At 33.4% G+C, this 21347-nt stretch carries 20 protein-coding genes (1 of these 20 running past the window's edge); 12 read left to right on the forward strand and 8 right to left on the reverse strand.

From position 1 onward, the window contains the following. The 5 genes from GvMRE_RS00550 to GvMRE_RS00570 all read right to left on the reverse strand — a co-directional run. Window positions 1-253 carry the 5' portion of an AAA family ATPase gene (locus GvMRE_RS00550; protein WP_147409364.1) on the reverse strand. Its footprint begins 1214 nt before the window's first position, so the window shows 253 of its 1467 coding nt (coding positions 1-253); it begins with the start codon at window positions 251-253; the stop codon falls past the left edge of the window. Next, window positions 246-1121 carry a coiled-coil domain-containing protein gene (locus GvMRE_RS00555; protein ID WP_147409366.1) on the reverse strand — a complete coding sequence of 292 codons (876 nt, stop codon included), beginning with the start codon at window positions 1119-1121 and terminating at the stop codon, window positions 246-248. Before GvMRE_RS00555 ends, GvMRE_RS00550 begins: the two co-directional genes overlap by 8 nt. Before the next feature lie 66 nt (window positions 1122-1187). Beyond that, window positions 1188-1451 carry a hypothetical protein gene (locus tag GvMRE_RS00560; protein WP_147409193.1) on the reverse strand — a complete coding sequence of 88 codons (264 nt, stop codon included), beginning with the start codon at window positions 1449-1451 and terminating at the stop codon, window positions 1188-1190. Window positions 1452-1462: 11 nt separating this feature from the next. Beyond that, window positions 1463-2377, reverse strand: a complete 915-nt coding sequence (locus GvMRE_RS00565; protein ID WP_147409191.1) for a phage major capsid protein — start codon at window positions 2375-2377, stop codon at window positions 1463-1465. Continuing rightward, the gene (locus GvMRE_RS00570) at window positions 2377-2697 is read right to left on the reverse strand and encodes a hypothetical protein (RefSeq protein ID WP_147409368.1); all 321 of its coding nucleotides are present in this window, start codon (window positions 2695-2697) and stop codon (window positions 2377-2379) included. Before GvMRE_RS00570 ends, GvMRE_RS00565 begins: the two co-directional genes overlap by 1 nt. 320 nt (window positions 2698-3017) lie before the next feature. On the opposite strand from GvMRE_RS00570, the gene GvMRE_RS00575 reads away from it, so the two are divergent. From GvMRE_RS00575 to GvMRE_RS00590, 4 genes are all read left to right on the forward strand, one after another. Then, the gene (locus GvMRE_RS00575) at window positions 3018-4547 is read left to right on the forward strand and encodes a hypothetical protein (protein ID WP_147409369.1); all 1530 of its coding nucleotides are present in this window, start codon (window positions 3018-3020) and stop codon (window positions 4545-4547) included. A 343-nt stretch (window positions 4548-4890) separates the two neighbouring features. Then, window positions 4891-5331 carry a hypothetical protein gene (locus GvMRE_RS00580; RefSeq protein WP_147409371.1) on the forward strand — a complete coding sequence of 147 codons (441 nt, stop codon included), beginning with the start codon at window positions 4891-4893 and terminating at the stop codon, window positions 5329-5331. Between the two features lie 213 nt (window positions 5332-5544). Beyond that, window positions 5545-7179: a DEAD/DEAH box helicase gene (locus GvMRE_RS00585; protein WP_147409373.1), complete on the forward strand. Its 1635-nt coding sequence runs from the start codon at window positions 5545-5547 to the stop codon at window positions 7177-7179. Window positions 7180-7242: 63 nt separating this feature from the next. Continuing rightward, complete coding sequence (locus tag GvMRE_RS00590; protein WP_147409375.1) at window positions 7243-8811, forward strand: ATP-binding cassette domain-containing protein; 1569 nt, start codon at window positions 7243-7245, stop codon at window positions 8809-8811. A gap of 283 nt (window positions 8812-9094) precedes the next feature. Here the strand turns inward: GvMRE_RS00590 and GvMRE_RS00595 are convergent, their stop codons facing one another. From GvMRE_RS00595 to GvMRE_RS00605, 3 genes are all read right to left on the reverse strand, one after another. Further along, window positions 9095-10483: a DnaJ domain-containing protein gene (locus tag GvMRE_RS00595; RefSeq protein WP_147409377.1), complete on the reverse strand. Its 1389-nt coding sequence runs from the start codon at window positions 10481-10483 to the stop codon at window positions 9095-9097. 82 nt (window positions 10484-10565) lie between these two features. After that, a complete protein-coding gene (locus GvMRE_RS00600) occupies window positions 10566-16751 on the reverse strand; it encodes a DNA gyrase subunit A (protein ID WP_147409378.1) in 6186 nt (2061 codons plus the stop codon). A gap of 186 nt (window positions 16752-16937) precedes the next feature. After that, window positions 16938-17297 carry a hypothetical protein gene (locus GvMRE_RS00605; RefSeq protein WP_147409379.1) on the reverse strand — a complete coding sequence of 120 codons (360 nt, stop codon included), beginning with the start codon at window positions 17295-17297 and terminating at the stop codon, window positions 16938-16940. A 62-nt stretch (window positions 17298-17359) separates the two neighbouring features. Between GvMRE_RS00605 and GvMRE_RS00610 the strand changes: the two genes are divergently transcribed. The 8 genes from GvMRE_RS00610 to GvMRE_RS00645 all read left to right on the forward strand — a co-directional run bounded on the left by GvMRE_RS00610 (window position 17360) and on the right by GvMRE_RS00645 (window position 20937). Beyond that, window positions 17360-18004: a hypothetical protein gene (locus GvMRE_RS00610; protein WP_147409329.1), complete on the forward strand. Its 645-nt coding sequence runs from the start codon at window positions 17360-17362 to the stop codon at window positions 18002-18004. Further along, complete coding sequence (locus tag GvMRE_RS00615) at window positions 18004-18333, forward strand: hypothetical protein (protein ID WP_147409331.1); 330 nt, start codon at window positions 18004-18006, stop codon at window positions 18331-18333. Before GvMRE_RS00610 ends, GvMRE_RS00615 begins: the two co-directional genes overlap by 1 nt. Then, window positions 18326-18520 (forward strand): hypothetical protein, encoded by a 195-nt coding sequence (locus GvMRE_RS00620; protein ID WP_147409332.1) that lies wholly within the window; start codon window positions 18326-18328, stop codon window positions 18518-18520. The genes GvMRE_RS00615 and GvMRE_RS00620 overlap by 8 nt, the downstream gene beginning before the upstream one ends. Before the next feature lie 144 nt (window positions 18521-18664). Then, entirely contained in the window at window positions 18665-18868 is a 204-nt protein-coding gene (locus GvMRE_RS00625) for a hypothetical protein (protein WP_147409334.1), read from the forward strand. After that, window positions 18861-19175, forward strand: a complete 315-nt coding sequence (locus GvMRE_RS00630) for a hypothetical protein (RefSeq protein ID WP_147409336.1) — start codon at window positions 18861-18863, stop codon at window positions 19173-19175. Before GvMRE_RS00625 ends, GvMRE_RS00630 begins: the two co-directional genes overlap by 8 nt. A 46-nt stretch (window positions 19176-19221) precedes the next feature. Further along, window positions 19222-20082: a tyrosine-type recombinase/integrase gene (locus tag GvMRE_RS00635; RefSeq protein WP_147409338.1), complete on the forward strand. Its 861-nt coding sequence runs from the start codon at window positions 19222-19224 to the stop codon at window positions 20080-20082. Further along, on the forward strand, window positions 20075-20386 hold the full coding sequence (locus GvMRE_RS00640; RefSeq protein WP_147409340.1) for a hypothetical protein: 312 nt from the start codon (window positions 20075-20077) through the stop codon (window positions 20384-20386). The genes GvMRE_RS00635 and GvMRE_RS00640 overlap by 8 nt, the downstream gene beginning before the upstream one ends. Window positions 20387-20523: 137 nt before the next feature. Then, window positions 20524-20937, forward strand: coding sequence for a hypothetical protein (locus tag GvMRE_RS00645; protein ID WP_147409343.1), 414 nt, complete (start codon window positions 20524-20526; stop codon window positions 20935-20937). Window positions 20938-21347: the final 410 nt, after the last annotated feature.

Consider the following 21347-nt stretch of genomic DNA (forward strand, 5'->3'; position numbering starts at 1 on the left):
CTCTCTCTCTCTCTCTCTCTCTCTCTCTCTGGTCTACTTCAGATACTCATTTTAAGAGTGTTTCATAGCGTGATGGTAATATATAAAAACCACCATTATTAGCAGCATATTCCTCGGTAGCTTTTCCTTGGCAAGCTACTTCTCAAAGAGACGGTTTTTTAAAATTGCTTATGTAGACATGCATGGCTGATGTTCCTCATTTTTTATTATCAGTTAATCACTTTTCAAATTCTTCTAGGCTGTATTTAGTCATTTTCTACCTCCTGTAATCTTGCTTCTCGGGCTGTGAGTAATTCTTCCAACACAGTTTTTTGTTTGGTTAATTTAGTGTCTTGGGTGTTTATTTTCTCTAACTGTTCCCGGATAGTTTTGGTTTGGGTGGTGATGGTAGTGTTTAGTTGGGTGTTTTGGCCTTGGAGAGTAAGTTTTTCCTGATTAAGAGTGTTGATTTGGGTTTGTTTTTGGGAGAGTAATTTTTCCTTTTCTTGATTTTTAGTTTTTCATCCTTGTAATCTTTCTTCTTGGAATTGGTTTTCTCGGTCTTTTTGTTGAATGATTTTATTGAGTTCTTTTTCTCGGGTTTGGTTTTGGGTGAGTTGTTTATTTAGGTTGGTTAGTTCTTGGGCTTTGGTTTGGATTTCCTTGTTGGAATTCTCTAATTGGGTGGTGAGGTCTTTATTCTCATTTTTTCAGCTCAGATTTTCTTGTTTTCGGGTTTGCTGTTCTTTCTCTAACTGCTGCTGTAATTCTCCTTTATCTTTTCAGTGTTGGTTGTTGGCTTGCTGTTCTTTGGTGAATAATTCTTGATAGTGGTTTAATTGGGTAGTGAGTTCTTTTTCTTGGTTGGTTCATTCTTGTTTTTCATTAGTTCACTTTTCGGTGAGCTCTTTTAGGAGTTCTTGGGCTTGCTTTTGGTTGGTGATTTTCTTTTGGGCTAGGGTGATTAGAGCTTTCTTTTCTTGTTCTAACTGTTCTTTTCTTTGGGTGGCTAGGAGAGTGAGGGCTTTGATTTGCTTTGCTTGGTTTTTATTTTCTTTAGATAGTTTTTCACAATAGCAACATCTACGGAGTTTTGGAGAGTGGTGAGGTCATTTTCAAGAATGTTCCTTTCTTGGGTTCATTGATTAGTTTTTTTGGCAATGTCATTGCTTCACATTTGTCGTAATAATCGGGCTTGGTAATTCATCTTATTCTCCTTCTCCTTTCAATTCTATTCCTTTAATTTGGTTGAGGTTTTCTAGGTCAAAAAGTTTTAAAAAGTCGTTTAGTTCTTTGTCTTTATCAATTTGTTTATCTACTCAGCCACCCATTTTGGTGAGAAAGTCCTCGGTGTTTTTAAAAGGTTGACCTCCGAACTTTCATTTTTTAAGAATTTTATTTAAGTCGGTTTGGGTTTGTTGGTTTTTGGTTTGTTCCCGACTTTTGCTGATTTCTCCTCTCAATATTAACATACATATACCTCCTATGCTCTGGCTAGGGCTCAACTGTTGGTGAAAGGTATCATGCCTCCAATCACGGTCATATGATAGCCAAATTTACTGTTGCCTGAACCAAAGACTTGTTCGTGAGTAATTCCATCTTCATTAATTATCCGGTAAACTACACTTTTTTCGTCATGGAGCGTAGCCAAGGCATTATTGGTGAGTTTCTTTACAATTACTTCTTTGAAAAGTTTGTAGGGGTTAAGGTTAGAGTCACGAGCCACATCAGCTAGAAAGTAGATTTCTAAGTCATCAAGGAAATCCGGGTCAATAGTTAAAACTAAATTCTTTCGGCTTTCACTATTAGTAACTACTTTGTTTCAGTCGTGGCTATTTGGTTTTTGATATCCTCTATTATACTTGTCCGAAGGTTCCACCATCCCGTTGGCTGCTGCTTTGATTTTCCTTAAAATGGCTATGGCTTTATCTAGGCTGTCAATTTTGGCTTCCTCGGCAGTGACGGTTTCCCAAGCAGCATTATTGTAATTGTCTTTGGTGCAGATTACTTTAGTTAAAACTCGATTCAAGTCTAACTTGGGCTTAGTAGTCATGCTGTCCGTTAATTGGTCGACCAGAGCTGCCATTTCAGTCGGAGATTGTAAGGCTCGTTTCATGACCTTTTTGTTATAAATGGTGTAGTAAAAGTGGTCGTGAATGATTTTTAATCGACAAGAGAAGACTTCTGGCAAGTTTTCAGCATCACTACTTTTAAGAGTTTTCTTTCATTTTACTCCTTCTAAGGGCTGGTCTCCAATAAATTCCTCTTCGGCTCCGTGGAATTCCGTAGTTCCTTTGTTAAATACGGAGTAGGTGTTATCAGCATAGATTAACTTCAAAGGTTTTTCTTGGACTACTCGTTCTTGAAGGTTTTCCAAGAGGGGATTGAAGTCCACCATTATTTAAGACCTCCTTGGATTTTGGCTTGCTGTAATTTGGTGAATTCAGTGAGAAACTCATTTTTATTTTTGGTTTCTTTTTGGTCTAAATCAATTCTTCGTTGACGATGGTTTTCTCTTTTTAGAGCATCTATGTCTTGTTGGAGACGAGTATTCTCTCGTTCTTTTTCAAAGAGAGATTGCTCGGTTTTAATTTTTCCGTTTTTTCAGGTTTCTATTTCTTGGTTTTTAGTTTGGATTTCCGTTTTTAAATCGAGGATTAATTTTTCGAGGTCTTCACTGTTTTTGATGGGGGTGATTGGTTGGTTGTTTTCGTTCATATGTCCCTTTTTAGTGATTGGCTGTTTTTTCTGGTGAAATACGGGAAAAACTCGTCGTGTGGGTGACGACGGGGGACGTGTGGGTGACGGGGGGATATATGGTCTCGTAGGCTTTTTTTTGATAGGTCAGTAAAATAAGTGGTGAGTTTTTAGGTGATTTTTGGCTGAGAGTTTTTTGAAAAGTTTTTGCTGATAGGTCAGTAATAATTATTATATAGGTTTGTGAAAGCTAAGTAAGTCAGGTTGATGCTGCTTGATTTGCTTGGTTTAAGGAAAAAAACTTCTGTTAATTTAAATATCTTTCTAAAAATAAAATCTCTTTGGATAATTTTATTATTGAACTTAAAGAAGATTTTTCGGCGGAAAAAACTCTTTCGGTTAACAGTCAAAACGAAAGTGAGGACAATCAATTAGCCGTAAATACTTTGGAGGATCCTGATAATGAATATCGGGCTATTTTTGCGGTTGATAAACTTAATGAAGGCTGGGATGTGCTTAATCTTTTTGATATTGTTCGTTTGTATGATACTCGTGATGCCAAAAATAATATACCAGGACCAACTACTATTAAAGAAGCCCAACTAATCGGACGAGGAGCCCGTTATTGCCCTTTTAAAATTAATGACACTGATGAACTTTCTAAAAGAAAATTTGATAATGACCTAAAAAATGAAATGAGAGTTTGTGAGGAGTTATATTATCATAGCAATTATAATCCACGGTATATTCAAGAGTTAACTTCTGCTCTGATAAAAACTGGAATTATCCCTGACAACACAGTTAAAAGAAAACTTGTCATCAAAGATAACTTTAAAAATACTGAATTTTATAATTCAGGTCTTTTATTCCTTAATCACCGAGAAAAAAATCCGCGAGAAGACGTCGTTGAATTGCCATCCACAATCCGGAATTATCCTTATGAAGCATCTCTCCGAACTAATATTAATCTTTCCCGGGACCTTTTTGAAAACCAATTTAAAGAAAGTATTGAAAAAAAAGAAAAAGACTTCTGAATAAAAGATTCAAAGCCACACATTATAAAAAAAGCCCTTTATAAATTTGATTTTTATTCATTTTCCAATCTAAAAAAATGGTTTCCTAATCTTGAAAAATTAGAGGAATTTATTAAAAACGAAAAATATTTAGGAGGAGTGAAAATAACTGTTTCCGGTCTGGCATCTCAACTCGAAGAATTAGAACCCGAGAACGAACTTAACATTTTAACCAAAATTATCGGACAAATTACTTCTAGTTTAGTTTCTAGTAATCATGAATTTAGAGGTAGCAAAGAATTTAAATACATTTTATTAAAAGAAAAAATTGACGACAAAGAACTTAATTTTGCCCCAAGCGAAAGTTGAGACAAAGAATTAGGAGAATCAATGAAAAATAATCAAAAGATTGAATTTAATCTGAACCTTGATAATAGGCATTGACATGTTTTTGATGATTGTTTTGGAACCTCTGAGGAAAAGTATTTTGTAAAATATATCGATAGAATATATGAAAAACTTCAAAAAAAATACGATGAAATTTATTTAGTTCGTAATGAGCGATTTTTTAAACTCTATAATTTTGAAGACGGAAAATCTTTTGAACCTGACTATGTGCTATTTTTGCGACAAAAAATACTTTCCAAAAGTTTATATTACCAAGTATTTATTGAACCAAAAGGCAGTCATTTTAAAGAAAAAGATGCTTGAAAAGAGGGGTTTCTGGTATCGCTAAAAAAAGAACACAAAATAGAACAATTATGAGAAGACAGAAAATATACAATTTGAGGCATGCCATTTTATAATAAACCAGAAGAAACTAACTTTGACCAAAAATTTAACGAAGAATTTTTGTAAATTATGATTATAAAAAAATACCTGCTTGAAAAATTAAGTAGATACAGAGTGGTGGCTAAATTGTAATATTATTTTTTAATTTTTATCGGCAGGGGTAAAAAAGCATTTTTTACTTTTAGGGAAAAGTTTTTCCTTTTTTGAAGACAGGAATAACGTAAAAAATTTTCTTTTTCTATGCCGACATTTTACACAAATTTCATTTATGAAAGTGAATAAAATAATTGTTTGGTCTTATTTTCCTTGGGTTGTTACTCTTTTGTTAATCTTAATAGATAACTAACTATCGGCGGAAATCTTGGCTTTAATAGTGCTTTTGTCTATAAAAAATAAGTATAGTTAAAAAATGGTTAGTTCGTCCCCAACACAATTTAAAAAAGAATCTCGAAAATTTAAAATAGAAGTGGAAATCAAAGACAAGAAAAATGGACAAATTACTAAGTTAACCAAAGAGGAAGAAATAGAACTTGAATTTAATGATGGAAGCCCACACTCTCATAGAAAACCAGTTGAAAAAGAAAAGATAATTAAGATTAATCAGAACGGTAAAAATTATAATCTTAATTTCACAGTTGAGAGAGTAAGAAAAGGCTGACTTAAGGATACTCCTCTTAATTATTCCGTAAAGTCTATGACTGATGATTTTGTAGTTATAAGTCAAAAAGTAACTTGTCCACAATGAAGGTCAGGCGGTTTTATAGCAATTGGAGTTGCGGTCTTGCTTTTGATAGGGGGAATGTTGGCTTTTATCTTTCAAAGAAAAAGAAAAACCTCGTCTGCTTCTTAAACAGTGCTTTATTTTTAGCCAACTTTGCCAATATGCAATCCTTAAAAACATGCCTAAAATATCACCCAGAATTTAAATTATTGCAAAAAAAACTAAAACCAAGTGCTATTCTTTCGCCGCAACTAATAAAAAACGAACTCTTTTAAAACTAAAAAATCTCTTCAAAAATCCCTGTAAATAAAATGCAGATTAATACTTAAAAATTTATAATCAATGCATCCATTACCTGAATTTAAAATTGAAATTATCCAAATTGAGGATGACAAAATTTTTTTGAAAACTAATTATAGTTGAGCGATTTGTTTAAATGCTGAGTATGGTGGTAAACCTCAAAGTTATTATTTGGCAAAAAGTCTGCTTAATTTTCGCAAACTAAAAAAATTTTTTCCTGATTATGCCTTTCCTGTCGGAGAATGACAAATAAAGAAAACAAATTTCCAATTAAGACCTTACCAAGAAAAAGACGTCAACTTTCTTAGCCCACAAAAAAGTGTCGGCATTTTTAACGAAATGCGCACCGGAAAAACCCCCATTGCTTTGACGATTTTTCAACGCTGAAAAGCCCCTAACTTAATTATTATTTGTCCTAGCATTCTCCAAGCCCAATGACAAGAAGCAATAGAAAATTGACTGAACCAGCCGGCTTATTTGCTTAGTTATTTATCACTAACAGAAAGACAAATTATTTACCAAAAATTTTGCCAAGAAAAAAATTGAATTATTATCATTTCCAAAGATATTTTTAAAATTGACAGTAAATATTTTCGGGGCTTGCGAAAAAAGAAAAAACCTATTTTTTGTTCGCTGATTGATGAAGCCCATTACTTAAGGAATTACCAGTCTCAACAAAGTAAAAGCCTTTATACCTTAAAAGATAGTGAATATAAAATGGTCTTAACTGGAACGCCGCTAGTTAATCATTCGAGCGATATTTTTGGCATTTTAAAATTTCTCCAACCGGAAATTTATACTTCTTACTGAAAATTTGCGGAAGAATTTTTTTTGGTGAGAGAAACAGAAATTCCCAAGGCTTCAAGAACTTTCAAGATTAAAAGAGTTTTGGGTTTCAAAAACGAAAAAATGAAACAAGAATTACAGCAACGACTTAACCAAATCTCTGTTGCTCGTAAACAAAAAGAAGTTTTACCTTGATTACCTTTAATTGAACAGCAAGAAATAAAATTATTGATGGAAAAAAATCAGCAACTCCTTTATTCCCGCTGAACCCAAAAATGAGACAAAAATTATCCTTTGGAATTTCTGGCTAAACTAAAAACTTTAACCTTATTTCCTCCCGCTCTAATTCATAAGAGAAAAGACAAAAGAGACTTTTTGACCGAAGAAGACCGAAAATTATTGAAAGACTGTCAAGGGAGTAAAATTTCCTATTTGGTTGATTTTTGTCAAGCAAATTCCCAGCAAGGTCTGCTTATTTTTTCCACCCGCACTGAAACCTTTTTGGAACCCTTAGCTCAGGCTTTACAAAAAACAAAATTAAAGGTGGCTTTGCTTACCGGCAAAATTTCTCACCAGCAAAGAATTGAATTCATTAGTGCTTTTCAACAACAAAAAATTAAAATTTTGCTCTGTAATATCCAAAGTGCTGGCTTGGGGCTAAATTTGAGTCGAGCTGATATTGCTATTTTTGCGGACCGCAGTTATTCCCCCGCTGATAACGAACAAGCCGAAGCTCGTTTTCTGCCCACCAAGGAGAGTGAAAATCCCAAAACCCGCTTAATTATTGATTTGGTTTGCAAAGGGACAATTGACGAAAAAATTTTAAATCTTCTGAAAAGAAAGAAGGACATTACCAAAATAATTACTGCTAATCCTGAGTATCTATTATAATCAATAATTAATTAACTATTATAAAAGACTAGCCTTATCTTCCGTTTTGTAAAATTTGATATAATGAGAGTTTTTTCAGAAACAAATCAAAACTATTTTAAAAAAAAGCCTACTAAAAACCAAATTCCTATCAGTTGAAAGTGATTCATTAAAACTTACTGAAAGAAAATAATAATACTGATTTTTTTAGCCACGATTAGCACTATTTCTTTTCTTCTTCTGATCAAAAATGGTGCGGAAAAAATTTATTCTCTGTTAAAGCCAGAATCTAACCAAGGGTCGACTAAATATATTTTTTACTCTTTTGGGAAAAAAACGTTAATAGATTTTGGTGAAAACTGAAAAAATTATCTGCTATTTGCATTTTTCTTTATCGCTATAAGTTGCCTTTTTTACTTACTCTCACTTTACTATCGTCGTTCCTTGGCTAATCAAGTTATCAACGACCTCAAAAAAAAGAGCATCAACAAGTTTTTTAAATTAGAGGAAAAGGCAGCCAAGGGAAAAGAAAAAGAAACATTTGGAGTTGTCTATAATTGGTCAAAAGCATTAGGTTTTCACTTTGTCTTTTTTTTTGATAGCCTTTATATTTTATTTTTGACTCTGGCTTTTGTTTCTTATGAAATGAAATTTGCTTCTAATAAAGCGACAATTTGAGCAGGTCTAATTTATTTAGGTCTAATGAGCCTACTTTTACTGTATTTTGACTATCAAATAACTCAAAAAAGGTCTGAATTGCAAAAAGTAGTTGAAAAGCAAAAAGATTGCGAAAATGAACTGATTAATAATCGACAATTAATCATCAAAAAAGGATTATTAAACGATTCGCTAAAAAAATATACTCATACTTTGCAAACCGTGCAAAAAAAAGCCAATAGCGAGGCCTTTTCTATTTCATTTTACCGATCAATTTTTACTCATTTAATTCGACTAAGCAAATTTTTTCTCTTACTAATTATTCTAATATTCATTCCTAGTGCTAATGATTTTGTCGTCTTTGGCTTATTTTCCAAATTAATAACTCCTCTTAATTATCTAATAAAAGGGATAAGAAAGCACTCCTATCTTTCCTCTACTCGAAAAAGTTTAAACCATTTTCTTGCTTTACCAGAAAGAAATGATATCCAAAAAAACATAATTATTAATGAACCGATTACCAAAATAGAATTAAAAGAAATTTCCTTTTCCTACCAAAAAAACAAAACAGTATTTAAAAAATTAGACTTATTGTTTGAGAAAGGAAAATTGAATTACTTACAAGCTCCTAATGGATTTGGTAAGACCACCATTGTTAACATTCTCTTTGGCCTTTATCAACCAATAGCAGGAGAAATTATTATTAATGGAAAATATAAACTTGGCGAACTGAATTTAAAAAAATGATGAAATAAGATTGCTTATGCTGAATCCCGAAATCTTATCAAGTTTAATCTATCGACGGGACAAACTCAACTTCTTGATTTAAAAGAGACACTTAAAAAGGAGAAAGAAATTTATATTTTTGACGAAGCAGATAATAATCTTGATAAAGATAACGAAAACATTTTCTGGAAAAAAATGGAAGCACTTAGCCAAAAAAACTTAGTAATTATAATGTCAGCAAAAGAAATCTATGAACCAAGAAAACAATAATAAATTGTCTTAGTGAATTTTGAATAATTACTTAAACGTTTTTTTAATAGTGCCATGTTGATTTTTGAAAGTTTGTGAACAATATTATAAGTTTTTACACCCAAAATTTTTTTTATAATAATTTGGTGAACCAAATTTATAAATTTACTGGTTTTTTTCTAAATAATGAATGTGCGCGCTCGAAGGAGGGGAAAATTTTAAGGTTTTTGGGAAAAATTGTTAAGTTTTTTTGTAGTGATTTTATGTCTAGGAAAGAAAATTAATAAAGCCATTTTTTATGTTGCTATTTTTTGCTATTTGGCTTTTTCTCTGTTAACCCTTTCAATTTTTTTAAAATATTTTTTTTTAAGTTTTCCATGGTTTTTCCTAAGCGTTGCTCTAACCAATTATCCTTGTTTTTGGCTTTGCTACTGGCTTTTTGTCATTGTTCTTTTTCTTTTTTGCTAATACCAATCCTTTGGAGAATTTGGTTTTGGGAGTCGGTAATGTCTTCAGGTTGGTAGCCTAAGTTAATTCAACTGGCAGCCATACTTTCGGAAAATGAATCGTCTTTGAGATTATTTTGGGTCGCATTATATCATTTTTTTTTCTCAGCAGAGTTAATTGGTTGATTTGAAGTGCTTGTCTTTGAATTGCTGCGACGAGAAGTTTGATCCTTGGCTGCTGCTAACTTAGGAAATTCCCGAAAGTATTCCCAAAATTCTCGATTTATTAATTCTTGCACAACTTCCTCTTTTCTGCGAGGAGTGGCAAAAAAACTTGAATATTTTTCGAAAAGAAGAGAGTTTTTTTTGCTTTTGTCTCTGGTCTTCTTTAATTCTTTAGCTTTTTCTTCATTTGCCAAGCGATTAATCTGGGATAAGTCAGTGGGAGATACACCAGAAAAAAGTCGAATAATCAGTTCTTCATGGGGTTCCAGAAAAGTAAGCATTTTATTAATTTTCTCTTTGGTTTCTTTTTGTTGAATTTGTTTTTCAATTCCCTCATTTTTATCGGCTAAGGTGTCCAATAAAGAAGTAATTTTATCATCTCTTTCACTGCTTTGGTAAATTTTGTCATAATAGATAATTCCTGAGGAAGATTTGCGGGGAATTTTTTTCTCAGTTTCTTCCTCTTCTTCAGAAAGATGATTAGGTTTTTTTTTTGGTGTTGCTTGTGGTAATAGTCGGCTTTTTATGATAAAACTGCGAATGTGGTGACGAATTCAATGACCAGCAAAACTTGCCATCCGGTTTTCAGATTTAGCAAGGTCAAAATCTTTAATGGCTTTGGGTAAAGAAATAACTCCTTCAGCAGTTAGTTCATCAGCATTAATTTCACCTTGTGGGTAATGATAGCCTTTTACCATGTATTTCACAAACGATTGATTATAATAAACTAAAAGACGAGTTGCTTCATCTCTTTCCAAAAATAAGTCCTTGTTTTTTTTATCATAGATGGCTTTTGTTTTTTTATCAGATAATATTTCATAAGCTTCTTGAATTTCTTGGAATTTGGTTTTATTTTTTTCTTTGTCCTTTAACTTATTCTCATAGGCTTCCCTAATTTTTTTTTCAGAAGCATTATGGCTTATACCTAAAATATCATACAGTGTTTTTCCTTTTTGGGCTCGTTTTAAAAGTTCAGCTTCTTCTTCTCGGGTTAAGACTTTAATCGCATTAGTTTTATTCATGAATTAATATGAAGGTCAAAGTAGTTCCAATTCCCTTTTGTTCATAATTATATTTTTACTCATTTATTGCTTTTTTAACTGATTAATTTGTATAAAATTTGACATCAGTAATTTCCCTTTTTTTATCTTTTAACAAGCCCCTAGTTCGGCTCTCACTTTCTAAATATTCTTTCAAGTCTTTTTTATTGTACCAACACACATCTTTTTTGGATAACAAGTATATTTCAGGTTTGTTTATATCCCCACTCACTAGACAAGTTTGTTGAAGAGGATTTCCCATTTTAATTACATGTTTCTTTCCAATTTTGTCTAGACAACGACCACATTTTTTCCTCTCTTCTTTAAATTTGCTAAGGGTTGGGCATTTTACGCGGTTAGTAAATGCTTCGCGGTGTAGTTTCTTGATTTCTTCTTCCTTTTTATTTAAATCATTGGTTGTTTTTTTGATTTCTTTTTCGGATTGAGGTTTAGTTTTTTTTAATTCTTCTAATTTAACTTTCATTTCTTTAATTTTTTCATCATTTTTATGGCAATAACTGCATGTTTTATGTTTTTCCATTTCTTTTTCGTGGTCAGAACAATATTTTTGACAATCTTTGCACTGTTTAGTTTTTTCTTTGAATTTGCTGAATTCAGTTTCTTTTTCTTGGTATTCTTGAAGTAATTGCCGGTAAGTTTCACCGCTTTTAACTAAATCCTTAATTTGCTCTTGTAAAGCAATTTCCCCAATAGTTAGGTCAACTGGAGAAGTAGCAATTTTTCTTTCCAATTCTTTGGAAATTTTTGGTCCTTTGATTAATTTTATTTCTTTTAATACTTCTTTTTTATTTTTCAGTGGTAAAGTAGATTTCAAGATTTTTTCTTCGATTTTCTGTTTTTCTTCTTTTAAAATTTGTTCTTTATCTTGTTTTTCCTGTTCTACTTTTTCTCATTCTCCTCAATGCTTTTTGCAATAATCATTTCTTTTTTGCCGAGCAGTATCCGCGGAAATTCAATTTTTTATTGCAGCCAGCGGTTTTTTTTCGCAAGTGTTATCTTTTTTAATTAGAAGTAAAATTGAATTTTTTCTTTCTTCTTCAGATTGACTGACTAATACGTCTATCACCCGTTCGCATTTGATTTGTTTTCTTAATTGTTTAACAAATAATTTAGGGTTCTGACAACCATTACATTCTTTAATTTGTTTTTGTAGTTCTTTTGACGCAGGGCAAGTTATATTACAACGAGTATTAGTTTTTTTATGATTAGTTAAATGGCTTATAGATTGTGTCTGATGGGATGAACAATATTCATTTATTCTTTCTTTTTTGTCATTAATCATTATTTCAGTTTTTTTTCTTGCTCTCCGGTAAGCCGAGAATTTTATATTTTTTATTTTTCCACCTTTGCTTTTCCTTTTAAGAATAATTTCTACTTCTTCATTAGGATTTAATTCTTTTCCGTGAATAAGAGTAACTTTGCTAATTTCATCATCACTACTTACTCATTTTTTCTGACAATCATTACATTCTTTAATTTGTTTTTGTAGTTCTCGGCGTTGCAAACAACTGATACCACAAACATGAGAAATAACCTTGTGTTCAGTTAATTGAGTTTGGTGGAGAGAGCACTCTTCAATCATTTTTCGTCCCAGTTTGACCACATTTCTTCCTGATTTATTGACTTTTTGAAATTTTTCGCGTTCTAGACGTCTGATTTTCCCTTTTTTGGTAATAATTAGAAGGAACTTTTCGGTTGGTTCTTCTTTCACTGGTAGAACCGAAGTAAAGTATTCTCGATCTTGGATGGTAGAGTTTCCTTTGCGAGTAAAGTACTCTTCGTCTAGATTAGTGATTTTGCTAGTAGCAAAAAGGTAGAAATTAAGGATGAATAGTTTACCATGATTAGAAAAACATCATAAATCATCTCGACGACTAAGTTTAACAATGGATCAATTATCCCCCCGGGTTTTTAATTCTTTTCCTTGGCTCGGAATATTAGTTGGATCCAAAGATGTTAAATTGTAAGAGGTTAAGTAATTATTAAATTTGTTCTCTTTTTTATTTTCTGAGCGACTGAGAAAAACAATTCTTTCTTCGTGAGGAATTAGTTGTCTTTCCGCAATATAATGGAATTGAGAAGTAATAATAGTTCGGCGATGGTCATCAGCATAATCTTTTTTCAATTCCTCTAACTCGTGAATTAACTTTTGTTTTCTTTGTTCTTGATTGACAATTAATAATTGCTGTTGAAGAATTTTTTCTTTCAAAAGATCAATATCACCTTGTAATTTTTTCTGCCTTTCTGGAGTAAACTGGCGAAAACTGGATGGAGTATCTAAAATACGATTAACGACTTTTTGTTCAGGGTTCAAATAATCTTCTAGCAGTTCAGGTGTTTCAGATAAAACATCCTTTTTCATGTTTAGTCTAGTCATTATTTCCATTATTTCCTTTATTTCATTCTCTTTATTGTGGTAATTTTTCTCACCTTGGTAGACATAAATTTGTCTCACTAAACCAACCAATTCCCGATATTTTTCTTTCCTTGCTGCTTCATTCTTTTGATAACTTTTACTTTGCAGTTCACCTAATGTCTTTTGGGCTCGGATAATAAGATCAATTAAAAATAAATCTACTGTCAAATCTCTTAATTCCTTTATTTCTTCTTTGAATTTGTCTATTAATTGCTTTTGACTTTCTTCTTCGGAAGAACTATTATGAATTATTTGAGCAATTTCTCGATAATTTTTAATAATAAAATGACGCGTTTTTAAATTAACTAATTCTTTTTGGGTTTTGTAATAAATAAATTGGGCTTTTTTGCGAATATTTTCTGATTTTCGAACAATAAACCCTTGGATAATTTCTTTTAAAGAAAACACTTGGGGCTGGTCACCAATCAAAGACCGCATTTGAAAAGAAAAGGTACTTTGAAGTTTAGTTTTTTTGTATAATTGGTTAAGAATAACTTCCCCATCATAATCCGAATCAAAATAACAATGAATATTTACTGGTTCTTCAAAATTAGAATAGTCAGCGACACTCTTCAAGCCCGGAATTTTTTTATCTTTGATTATTTGACTAATGTTAACTACTAGTTTTGATTTATTAATCTTGAAAGGTAATTCGGTAATCCTAATTAAATCTTTTTTTTCTTTCTCTTGTTTGCTAGAAATTATTTCGGCTTTGGCTCGAACGTAAATAGTTCCTTTTCCTTTGGGACATTCGCCTTTTTCGTAAATTTCCAGTAATTTTTCCCGTTCTAATACTTGCCCGCCAGTGGGAAAATCGGGTCCAAAATAATTTAATTTGACATTAGTGCTTTGACAATAATCTTCACACTGAGTAATTCTTCCCCTTCCTTTATTTTTACAATCAGGGCATTCCCAAGTAATTATTAATTCTTCAGTAGTAAGTTGCGGATTATTAATCAGTTCGGTTGTCATATCTACTACTTCTCCTAAATTATGGGGAGGAATGTTAGCACTCATTCCCACCGCAATACCACTGGAACCATTGAGCAACAAATTAAGGTGAGGTGGTAGCATTTCGGGTTCTATTTCGGTGCCGTCATGGTTTTCTTTTCAATTTACTACGGTTTCGAATTCTAAATCTTTCAAGAAATACAAGCCAAAACGAGTTAAACGGGCTTCGGTATAACGAAAAGCAGCGGCGGAGTCACCATCGATTGAACCTCAATTACCTTGTCCATCAATTAGAGGGTAACGATAATTGAAGTCTTGAGCCATTTTTACCATGGCCTGATAAATACTTTGGTCACCGTGGGGGTGATATTTACCAATAACATCTCCAATTATCCTTGGCACTTTTTTATGAGGTCTATTAGGCAAAAGTCCTAATAAATAGAGAACGTAGAGGATATAACGCTGCACTGGTTTTAAACCGTCTTGTAACTGAGTTAGAGCCCGGTCTTCTACTACTTCATAACCATAAGAAGAAAATTTTACTAATAAGGCTTTATTAATATCTATTTTACCGTCAGTCGCCTCTAATTGAGCGTTTTTGTATTCACCACTCTCTAAAAGCCTTTTTCGGGGCTCACTTTTCGGACCCATTAAATCTTGAACTGTCTTCCAAGTAGCCAAAGGATCAGAGCTAAATAATTCATTAATGGAACGTTTTTCAGCAACCATCGCGACTTCTCGCAATTGTTTCGCATTCATTTCTCCTAATCCTTTAAATCGTTGTAAATTACCAGCAATTTTTTTATTTTCCTGCCGATATTTTTCTCATTCATAGTCATTATTAAAATATCTAACTCCCTCTTTGGTTCGTCAGCGATAGAGAGGAGTAAATGCTAGGTACAAGTGACGATTTTCCAATAAATAACGAAAATAACGAATAAAAAAAACAAATCCTAAACATCCAATATGGTCACCATCCGGATCGGCATCAGTCATAATCACTATTTTGCCATAACGAAGTTTTTTTAATAATTTTTCTTTAGTTTTTTCAACTATGGTTTTTACTTGTTCGCGAGTGAGAGTAGTATGGGCTGGGATTATTTGTTCTTGACCATCATCGTCTTGATAAATAAATTCTTCGGGTATTTCTAGTTCCTTTTGACTAATGTCAGTGTCTAATTCATTCTGAAAACGATTGTAATAATTTTGAGCCGCCTCCGTGGCACCAAATCCGAGGGCATTCATTATGTTGACAATTTCTTTATTTTTCGAAACTCGACTTCATTTAGCCTTTATCACGTTAATAATTTTTCCTTGAACTGGTAAAACCGCTTGATTAAAAGGAAAACGTGCTGCCTTGGCACTACCACCGGCTGAATCTCCTTCCACGATAAATAACTCATTGTTAGCCACTTCTTTAGAAATACAAGGAGCTAATTTGCCCGGTAAATTTGCACCTCTTCCTCCTTCTCGCAAGGATTCTTTGTATTCTTCGGATTTCACCCGATTTTGGGCAGTGGTGATAATTTTATTGCTAATGGCTTCAGCACTATTGCCGTGATCTTGGAGAAATTTTTTAACTAAATCGTAAGTAATATTTTTAACTGTCTCCCGCACTGGACTCATTGCTAAACGGTACTTAGTTTGACCAGAGAATTGGGGGTCTTTCACACGAATAGACAAAATAGCCACTAATCCTTCCAAGATATCATCAGCTTTTATACTTAATTTCAGGTCAGAATACTTTTCTTTAATTCAGTCGCGACAGGCACTAATCAAACCATTTTCAAAACCGTCCAAATGACTTCCCCCGCCGCTAGTGCTAATGTTGTTACAAAAAGATTTGATTTGACTTTTTTTTTGTTCTTGATTATACTGAAAAGCAAAGTTTAAATAAAAGTATTCTTTTTGATAATTTCCTTCTTCATCTTTTCTTATCGAAACTGAGTCAGTTAATTCTTCGGCACAAATATCAGTATTTTCCAAATAATTCTCTTGATTTATTTCTTTTACTCAGCCTGCCAAACCACTACTAAAATGATAAGTTATTGGTGTAGCGTCAGGAGAAGGATAAAAAAATAAAGTTAAATTGGGATTAAGATAAGCCAGGTCTTTTAGACGATTCTGAATAGTCTCGATTTTGAAATAAGTAAATTCAAGAAAAATTTTTGGGTCAGGAGTAAAAGTAACAATAGTTCCGCTAGGCTTTCCGGGACTGTCAATAATTTGTGAATTTATTAAATTTCCTTCTCGAAATTCGACTATTCCTGTCTTATCTTTTTCTTGGCAATTATTGCATTTCTTAATTTGTTTTCTTAGTTCTTTTAATTGCTGACGACAATCTTCATTACCACAGGGATGGTCATCGTCCTCATGTTTTGCTCATTGGGATTGATGAAGAGAACACTTTTCAACTACTTTTCGGGTACTTTCGGCTCGTAAGTAAGCAGACAAGGCGTTAACAGCAGTTACTCCTATTCCATGTAATCCTCCTGAGGTTTTGTAAACTTTGCTTTTCAGTTTACTACCTGCATGAAGAATAGTAAAATTAACTTCTAAGGAACCTTTTTTAGCAACCAGATGCTTTTCAATTGGAATACCACGACCATTATCTTCAACAGTAATGGCTTTTTGGTCAGCAGAAAGAATTACTTTGATTTGATTACAATTGCCAGCTACAGCCTCATCAATTGAATTATCAATTACTTCTTGAAAAAGATGATGTCAACCTTGCTCGTCGGTTGAACCAATATACATTGCTGGATAATTTCTAACTGAATTAATATCTCCTTTTGGAACCTGAATGCTTTCAGCTTCATAATCAATTTCTAGTTCTTCAATGTTTATTTCTTCGTTATCCATGGCTTTATAATTAATTTTTACAAACTTGCTCGTTAAATTTATGTTAATTCGTCTCTATTAATTTAATTGATATTTATACTTGACCTTGATCAACATGTTAAAAAGAAAAATTTAATAAGTTTTCAAATATTTAAAATTTTTTTAATAGCAAAAAAAATTATCTACTTAATAAAAGTTTGCTTATTTTTATCCTTCTTGGCGTTCAACAATTACTCAATCAGAGAATTCAGAGTCTTGAATTTCTTTTAAGTTATCAAACTTATCAGAGCTGCTAGTAATATCTTGATTTAGTTTTTCAAACTCATCTTCTCTTATAGACTGCTCGGCTTGTTCTTTCACTATTTTAGCATTGATTTCTATTCAGCCATTTAAATCTTTTATTCCTTCTGCTCCTTTTTTGGCATAGTGGGAAACTGTCTCCGCAACTTGAGAAACCTTTTCTCCTACTCAAGCGGTGTGCTTAGTAGTTCAAGCTCCGGCTTCCATAACTGCCGCAATGCCTCAAACGGCTTTTAAAATATTTACTGGTAACTTAACTTTCATCATATATTATATTTTTATAATCAGAACTTTTTTCTACTAGCTCACTTATCTATAGCCAAATAGATATGAAAGAAACAAAAGTAAACCAAAATACAACTGAAAAGAGCAGTGTTGGTGGCTCCAAGTTAGACCAACAAATAATCACAGGAACCCTAACTTCCCGTATAGAAACCAGAGAAACCAGAACAGAGCCTTATTATTATGGCTTTTTTAAGTTTCCCAACTTGGAACAAGAAATCCCCATCATATTCAAAGACCAAAAAGGACACTATAAACCCACCATCTCTAAAGGAAGTGAAGTAAAATTAACAGGAAAATGAAGCCAAAGCAACAACTCTCGACCCAGTTTCACCTGTCAAGATTACCAAATCATAAAAGACCCACCAGAATTAACCATCCAATCTCTCCGTAAACAAATTCAACCCCTCCTCTCTTTCACCCTTGAACAAAAACAAGAATGGCAACAAAAAACAGACTTCCTTTTTAGTAAAAATAGAGCCTTAGAGAAATTAGAAAAAATAAGTAAACTAGGACACCAATACCTCCAAGCCTATTTACTAACCAAAAATGCTCGGTATTCCAACTATCAGCAAGAGTTATTAAAACACACGAACTTTACTCCAGAAAGTTATTTAGAAAGAATAGCCTCTGAATTAGAAGACACTGAAAGAAGAATTAAAGCCATTCAAAGAAAGGAGGCCAACCAATAATGGGAGCCTCCACTAACTACCGAGACATAAATATCCATAACTACCTAAGGGAATTAGATTGTTCCCAATGTAGTCAACCCTTCACAGAACAAGACCTCAAAGAAGACAACTTCTCCTTTTGGTGGGACACCTCCAATGACATAGAATTCAAACCCCTCAAAAAAAACTGACACTGATTAGGAGTAATTGTTAGAGACATCACTCACAAACTAATCACCAGTGAAACAATTGATGATTATTATAATTGCCCCGAATTAATAGAAGGAGAAGACACAGAAGAACTCAAAGAACCAAAAATGCCCGAAGCCAAGGAGGTCTCCCATGAATAATCTTTGAACTAAACTAACCAACTGACTTAAACCTAAACCAATAATTAAAAAACCAAAAATCGAAGTAATTAAGTTAGAAATCATCAATCCCACAACCAAATTCAAAAGAATTAACTATAAAAGGTATCAAAGATTAATCCACTACTTACAAAAGGAAATCAAACAAAAAAGGAGGTCAACATGTTAATCCTTACCTTAACTATCCTCAACACTCTCGGCTTATTTTGCTTAACTTACTGGCTCTTTAATAAAGATTGCTGAAAGTGTAAAAAAGAAAAGCCCCTCAAAAGGATATTTAAAAACCTCTGTCCATCTTGCGAAAGGAGTCACCATGACTAAAACCGAACTAATCTTAAAGCAAACTTGCCTAGATTGTTTTTCCACCTTCCAACTCTTAGAAATCCATGAAGAAGGAAACCAACCTTGCTCAAAATGTCTCCAAATCTGACAAAAGAAACTCCACCAATACTACCAAGAAAAAATAATTCTTCATCTTGCCCACCAAGAAAGCCAAAAGGAGGAAACCCATGACTAATAAAAGACACGAATATATTTACCAATTCTACGGAACCATTCACTCTAAAACCCTAACCAAGCCTTCACCCACAAGTAAATATGCTGGTCAAGAATACTACCGACTGAAAATAATCCAATCCGACCAAACTAAGAAAACTATTCAGGTCTTCAAAGAAAAGCTAGCCAACTCAACTATCTGGGAAGCTATCCAACAAAGACAATACTCTAAGAAACCACTCATTTTCTTTTGCCGAAATGTGAGAGGTTATTATTATCTAGTGAATTGAGAGGAAATCCCTCAACAAGAAAAGGAGGTAAACCACTAATGAATAATCTTTGATTACCCTTATTTTTTATCGGAGGTAAAGAATAATGAACTGAACCACCTACTGAGCCACCAAGCAAGCCCATCAACCAAAAATAGCCATGAATAACCACCAAGAATACACCCAATACCTCCAAGACAAAAACCTTTCCCCCAACACCATCAGGCTCTATCAGCAAACTCTCCAACAGTTTCCTCAACAACTGAACACAGCCAATGTTAAAGAATACTTCCTAAAAAACCAAAAAGCCTATGAACCAAAAACTCTCAAAACCAAACAGTATGCTCTCAATTCCTACCTCAAATTCAAGCAACTCCAAATAGAGTGAGAGAAAATTGCCCGTCTAATCCCTTCAGTTCAAAAGAAATTCTTTGACACCATAAATGAAACTGAATTAGCCCTAATTAAGCAAGCCCGAGTAGAGAAAAATAAACAAATCCACCAAAGAAACAACCTAATCTTAGATTTCTTATTCTACTCGGGACTAAGGATTAACGAGTTAACCAATATCCAACACCACCACTGACAAGGCAATCAACTGAAAGTCCACGGCAAAGGTAATAAAGTCCGTTATGTTCTCTTACCTGAGTTCTTAATAACCAAATTTAACCCTACCAAGCAAGATTACTTATTTACCAACCAACGAGGCAATCCCATGAAAGCAGAATATATTCGTTGGCTCCTCAAAGAAAGAACTACCCAAGCTAATATCCCTAAAAGAATAACTCCTCACACCTTTCGAAGGTCCTTTGCCACTCTCCTCTACCAAAAAGGAGCTCAGTTAATGACTATTCAAAAACTCTTGGGTCACAGTAGTGTCCAAACTACGGAGACTTATATTCACAATGATTTTGCTTATTTGTATTCGGATTATAGTAAACTATGAAAAGGAGGAGCTCATGCTTAAATTCAGATACCACTATCTCCTAAATACCCTAGCATACCAACAGGGAGAGTATTGAAACGAAATCCCCGAATCCCGACAATTCCAAGGCCACTTCGGTAGCCAAGGATTTATGCTAGAAAATGGCTGAGTATCTTTCACTCTCTATGAAAAGAAAATCAGAGCTTTCTATAAAGACCAAGAAGCACCTACTTGAATTACTTACTACCGAAAAGATTTACCTAGGCAAAATGAAGTAATCTTCACTTTCACAGCCAAAGATGAAGTAGAGAAAATTAACGGTAAATGGAGGAGTAAACATGCTTAACGTTCCCTTTAAGTTTCAACAAAAAAGCCTAAAAGTATCCACCATACAAAGCTTAAATAAAAAACCTGAACTTAGCCTAAAAGTGTCCGTAAACCGTCTTTACAAAAACAGCAAGCCCGGAGGTCAGAGAAAGTAGCATGAGAGGTCGTAAACCCCAACTCCAAAGACAAGGTCGAACCATCACGATTCGGGGTGGTGATGAAGTTTATACTCGGCTCAGCAAAAGAGATTATGAAAAAAGGAGAGAAACATTTGATGACCCAACTTTATCAGGCTACAACAAGCCTTCCCATTTAGAGTATTATGATTATGACGAGTGAGTAGATTGAGGCCACCAAGGAGGCCGACCAAAAAAGTGAACCAGTGAAGCCGAAAGAAAAAAAACTGAACGAGCCAAGAAAAAACTCAGCCAAGGTCAACCACTCACCAAACAAGAAAAAGAACTCTTGGGCTTAGTTAAGAAAAGACCCGGAGCCTATAAAAGTCCTCTGGGTCGAGCCATGACCCCAACCGAAAGAAAAGCCAAATGAAAAGCTGCTCGAAAGAGTTAATTAATGGTCTTTTGCTGGTCAGACCTAAAAGAAACCAGTCTCTTTGAAACCACTTAATCTGCCAATAATCTAGTTTAAGTAGACTGAGAACCAATGGAACCGAAAGCATCCTAGTTTAGCTATGGCAATGCCAGTAGGCAACACCATGAATAAGGTGACAACATTGGACCCATCAAAGTCCTTGCTTTTTTATTTTAGTGATTAAGTTTACCTAGAGAAAGAACAACCTTTTTCTTATTAATCTTTTTACCAACTCTACAGGGAAAGAACAAGCTTGAATTTTCTCTAATTCTTGCTGACATGTCAACACAACAATCAAGCCCATTATTTATGAAATAAATAAACTTACCTTAAGCCTGCCATTTTTCCCCTTTTTCTTTTGTTTATTTTCTTTTTATAAAGCAGAGGTT

The sequence above is a fragment of the endosymbiont GvMRE of Glomus versiforme genome (assembly GCF_003546845.1).